The sequence below is a fragment of the Caulobacter sp. D5 genome (genome assembly GCF_003185805.1).
Taxonomy (GTDB): domain Bacteria; phylum Pseudomonadota; class Alphaproteobacteria; order Caulobacterales; family Caulobacteraceae; genus Caulobacter.
Genome location: NZ_QHJY01000578.1, coordinates 1 through 1,671 on the forward strand (window position 1 = coordinate 1; position 1,671 = coordinate 1,671).

Annotated in this window: 2 protein-coding genes; one reads left to right on the forward strand and one right to left on the reverse strand. The window is 70.1% G+C overall.

The genetic code is table 11. From position 1 onward, the window contains the following. The first annotated feature begins 257 nt into the window (after positions 1-257). Positions 258-575, forward strand: coding sequence for a hypothetical protein (locus tag DMC18_RS25450; protein WP_146218237.1), 318 nt, complete (start codon positions 258-260; stop codon positions 573-575). Positions 576-723: 148 nt separating this feature from the next. Here the strand turns inward: DMC18_RS25450 and DMC18_RS25455 are convergent, their stop codons facing one another. Then, the gene (locus DMC18_RS25455; protein ID WP_110120699.1) at positions 724-1,575 is read right to left on the reverse strand and encodes a hypothetical protein; all 852 of its coding nucleotides are present in this window, start codon (positions 1,573-1,575) and stop codon (positions 724-726) included. Positions 1,576-1,671: the final 96 nt, after the last annotated feature.

A 1,671-nucleotide genomic window follows, 5' to 3' on the forward strand; every position in this document is an offset into this window, starting at 1 on the left:
ACCTTCTCCCATAGGGAGAAGGAGGGGCCCGCGCCGCAGGCGTGGGAGGATGAGGGGTTACGAGGCCGGCCGGCGTGCCGGCACGATCGTGGGCAATGCGGTCGAGGGCGTACCCCCTCACCCTCCCACCGCTACGCGGCGGGCCCCTCCCTCTCCCCATGGGAGGTTATCCCCGTGGCTGACCGCCTCGACCCCAACGAATTCAAAACCCTACAAGAAAACGCACGTTTCCTGTCCCCGGCCTTCGGACCGGCCTCATGCTTGCTGTCATGAGCGAGCAGACCTCCCGCGCCTGGTGCGCGAAGATCCAGCAGCGGCTGATGGCGGCGATGGATGAGCTGTGGGCGGCGATCGAGAACGAACTCGATCGCGAGGCCATGCGCAAGGCGTCCGAGAAGGTGCGGCTGCTGGGCCAGATGGCCGCGACGGTGCGCAAGATCGTCGTGGCGCTGCCGCCGGAGCGCGCGGCGCGGCCGGCGGGCGGCTGGCTGTCGGCGCTGGAGCCGGAGACGGCTCCGGCGCGGCCGGAGCGCAAGATCGACGCCCTGAAGGGCGGCGCGCGCGGGCGGCTATGAGATCCTCCCCCTCTGGGGGAGGTGGCCCGAAGGGCCGGAGGGGGGCGTTTTCAGCTTCCGGGGTGGTTAGTCGTCTTCGCAGCGACTTCCCTCTCCGTCGGCTTCGCCGACACCTCTCCCTTCAGGGAGAGGGTCTTTCAGGCGGTCCTCATTTCTTGCCCATGTCCAGCTTGCTGATCCTGCCCTGGTCCACGGCCCAGATCTGGTCTGGTCCCGTGCCGATGGCGATGGGAAGCTTGTAGAGCAGGTTCAGGAAGACGTGGGTCTCGACCGGGGTGGGCGAGACGATGTGGGTGGCGAAGACCATGGCCGGCTGCTGGCCCGTCTTCGGCTTGGGTTTTTCCATCAGCAGGCACGACATCGACAGGGCGTCGACCCGGGTGACGGTCTTGCCGTCGGCGGCGACGCTGACGCGGTAGTGGCCGCCGATCGGGATCGCGCCCGCCGCCGGAGACGGCGCCAGCAGCCAGACGATGAAGCCGTCGCCCTGCGGGTCGCGAACGATGGCGGTGTTGTAGCCGGCGCGGCAGGCGGCGGGCTGGGCGGCGATGGCGGCCGCGCGAGCCGAGAAGCTCAGGCGCTCCTCGTCGGTCAGCTTGCGGTCGGCCGGTTCGGTGACGGGACCCGCGCCCTTGCCGTCGACCAAGACGTCGTAGCCGATCTCCAGGCCGTTTCCCTTGTCGCGCAGGAAGCGGACCGTGGCCGTCTTGCCGTCGTCCTCGACCAGCCAGCCCTTGAGGCCTGCGCCCTGCAGGTCGGGGATCTTGTCGCCCAGGGCGTCGCTGGCCAGCCAGGCGGCGATGTCCTGGCGGTAGATGGCGGCGCCGAAGGCCTCGATCTGCGGCAGGTCGAAGGCGCGGATCGGCGTCGGGGGCTTGGCGGGCTTGCCGGAGGGCGGGGCGGGGGCCTGGGCGGCAGGGGGGGCGGCGGGCTGGGCGTGGGCGACGCCGGTGAGCAACAGGGCCAGGCTGACGGCCACGGCCGAACGGAACGACGCCACGCTATGTACTCCCCCGGATGAAACTCCACCGAAGGTAGCGGATGCGCGGCCGGCGTCTATGGCGAAGGTTGGGGCGTTGGTTTGATCCCTCTCTCT

Bases quoted from the DNA above. Each gene is read 5' to 3' on its own strand.
- DMC18_RS25450 (WP_146218237.1), top strand. From the start codon at position 258: ATGCTTGCTGTCATGAGCGAGCAGACCTCCCGCGCCTGGTGCGCGAAG.